The organism is Actinomycetes bacterium, assembly GCA_036510875.1.
In the GTDB taxonomy this organism is placed as follows: domain Bacteria; phylum Actinomycetota; class Actinomycetes; order Prado026; family Prado026; genus DATCDE01.
The window spans coordinates 1-2,879 of the sequence record DATCDE010000333.1 but is presented as its reverse complement, the minus strand read 5'-3'; the positions used below and the strand labels follow the sequence as shown (position 1 = coordinate 2,879).

Sequence of the window (2,879 nt, the reverse complement as noted above, 5' to 3'; positions counted from 1 at the left end):
CTGCCCCTCCCGAACGCCGCCAGCAACACAGCGAGCCTTCGGGGTGGGGCCAGATCAGACCGTCACAACAGGCCCCCGGCGTGTCGGAGGTGGGGCCAAATCAGGCCGTCACGGTGGGGCCAGATCAGACTGACAGGGCCAGACCCGGGCCTCGCAGTCGTACGCCTCATCGGCCACCCGGAAACCGGGGGGTGACTCGGACGAAGCAGTGCGGGGTCATCACTGCCACCCGATGCCGGTCATCTGGCTAGCGGTTACTCCAGATCCAGTTCAGCTCGGCGTTGTAGTAGGGCACGACCATGGCGAACAGGATCGCGGTCACCACGCCGAGCTCCCCTGAGGCATCCGGACTCAGCCGGGCGGTGGTCTGGGCCTGCAGGATGCGCTGACCGGTGCGGTACACGCTGACCAGCCCGACGATCGGGATTAGCTGGGTCAACATCGCCAGGCCAGGACGGACCCTGATCGCGGGGTCGAAGTCCCGCAGCTCCCGGTTGATGTGGTGGTACCAGACCAGGTAGTACACCCCGAGCGACACGACCAGCAGCAGCCACCCACCCAGCGGACTCCGTAGCCTGCCCGGCGGGCCGGTCCGGCTCACTCGTGGTGACGTGGCCAGGGTCGGTGTTCGGACGGGGAGTTGGCCCACCTCTTCGCTGATCAGCCAACCCTGGGCCTGTAGCGCGGACCGGTGCTGAGACCCGTGATGGCCGCAGAACACCAGCACCTGGTCATCTCGAAATGCCGTGACCCGCGCCGGGCTCCCACAGGCGTCACAGCACTCGGACACGGACCGGGTCGCCAACATGGCCCACCCCCTCGACCAGAGGGTCGTCAATACCCCGCGACAGTGCACAGCCCAACGTGCCTGCGAGCCACGCATCGTGCGCAAATCGAACTGGTTGATTGCCGCTAACAGTTGACGCTAGAACCAGTGGAGGCGTGTCGGACAGGGACCATGGGCCCACCACGGCGGCGCGTGGAGCGACTCGCCTGCCCCACAGATGAGATCTTGGTCTGGGCCGCCCCGGATCCACGCAGCCATCCTGGACGCGACGCCAGCACTGCGAGGACCGGTTTGGAAGACCGCAGCCACCCATGCCATGGGGGGGTCTGGCCGAGCGGCTGCGGCGGGCACGACGATACGTCACTCTTCGTGGTGTGATCCTGTCATTGAGTAGTCATCGCCCACATGGCCCACTCGACTGAGAAGTGCTGCGAGTCTTCTCGGGTGACGAGAGTCCTGGCCGAGATCGTGCCCCATGAGGCCGTCGACCACGACGCGGAGCCCCGTCGGATCCACACCCCCCTGGGCGCGACGAGGCTCCGCTGCGAAGGTAACTCCGTCGGTGTCGGAGCGCGTTAGCCCGATCGGGTGACGGCCCCTCAGGCTCGATACTTCAACGGGACGACCTTGCCCTCAGCGAACCCCGACAGCGCCGCCGCGATGGCCTTGTCGCGTCCGTCGACAGTGTGCTGGTAGCGCAGCGCCATCGCTGGGGTCGAGTGTCCGATCCGAGCCATGAGATCGGCTAGGGTCGCACCCGTGGCGGCCGCCAAGGTGGCCCCCGTGTGACGCAGGTCGTGGAAGCGGAGGTCGGGACGCCCCGCCGCCTCGCGTGCAGGCCAGAAGTGTCTGTGCAGCGTGTAGAGCGGGATGATCCCGCCCTTCCCACCGTCCTCCCTGGTAAACACCAGCGAGTCATCGCCGCGCTGGACATGGTGGTCGAGGTGCCATGCCAACTCGTCGAGCAGGTGCGGCGGGATCGCCACCATGCGCCGACCGGCCCTCGACTTTGGATCTCCGGCGATGAACTCCCCCGGCACCCGCACCACGCCTCGGCGCACCGTGACAGTTCCGGCTCGAACGTCCAGGTCAGCACGGGTTAGGCCCGCGAGTTCGCCGAACCGCAGCCCGCACCACGCCGCAAGCAACACCATCGGCCGTAGCCGCTCCGGCATGTTCACCACGATGGTCTCCAACTCGGGCAGCGTGGCGATCGTGATGTCGCGGTCCGTCCTGGTCACCCCGGCACCTCTGATCCGGCACGGGTTGGTGGTGATCAGATCGTCTGCGATCGCCGCGTTCAAGATGGTCCGAAGTAGCGAGTAGGCGTGCGCTCTGCGGGTGCGGTGCTCGGGGTCGAGAGTGCCGTACCACTGCCTGACCATCGCCGGGCTGATCCGAGCCAGGTCCACGTCCCCGAAGGTGTCCTTGATCTTGCCGTCGTAGAGCCGCCGGTACTCAAGCCGGGTGCGCGGTTTGAGTTCACGGGTGCTTGGGAAGTTATCGGCATACTCGTCGAGGGTGAGCCTCAGCCGCTGTGATTCGACGAGAGAGATCACCTGTCGCAGGGGCACGCAACCAGGTCCCGGCATCCAACTTGGTGTCGAAAGTCTGGGGAGCGGCGACCAGGCGACCGTCCTCGCGTCGCCACCGGGCCTGCCAGCGCCCCGAGGGGAGTTGTCGCACCGACCCGGTCCTGTTCGACCGGCGGCCTTTTAGGGTACCTCCCTGTCAGGACGTGTCCATCCGTGTCTTGAGGCATTAGAGGTGATAGTGCTTGTCCCACAATGGGTTTCGAGATATCGATGCAGGTCAGCGGCTCGGTGACTGGCGAGCGCGGCGCAGGTTCGAATCCTGCCGGGGGCACTCGCAAGACCGCGGATCAGGTCATCAGTCCCTGATCTTTCAGCCGGGCGCGGCGCGGCGGTGATTCCTTGATCGTTGGTGCGGGTGGGAGCGATGCCAGGGGTCGTGATCGGTTCGGGTGGGCGTGATGTGTCCGGGCTTGGGGCCGGGAGCGGGCTGAGGGTCGTGACGGCGGGGGGTTGCCGTGGTCGCGCAGCGTTGCCGGGGCGTGCGGAATCGCTGCGGG

The 2,879-nt window shown here is 66.9% G+C and carries 2 protein-coding genes; both read right to left on the bottom strand.

Going from position 1 to position 2,879, the window contains the following annotated elements:
* Nucleotides 1-247: 247 nt before the first annotated feature.
* Nucleotides 248-538, bottom strand: a complete 291-nt coding sequence (locus tag VIM19_19315; protein ID HEY5186994.1) for a DUF4234 domain-containing protein — start codon at nt 536-538, stop codon at nt 248-250.
* 848 nt (nt 539-1,386) lie between these two features.
* Nucleotides 1,387-2,346: a tyrosine-type recombinase/integrase gene (locus VIM19_19310; GenBank protein HEY5186993.1), complete on the bottom strand. Its 960-nt coding sequence runs from the start codon at nt 2,344-2,346 to the stop codon at nt 1,387-1,389.
* Nucleotides 2,347-2,879 lie beyond the last annotated feature (533 nt).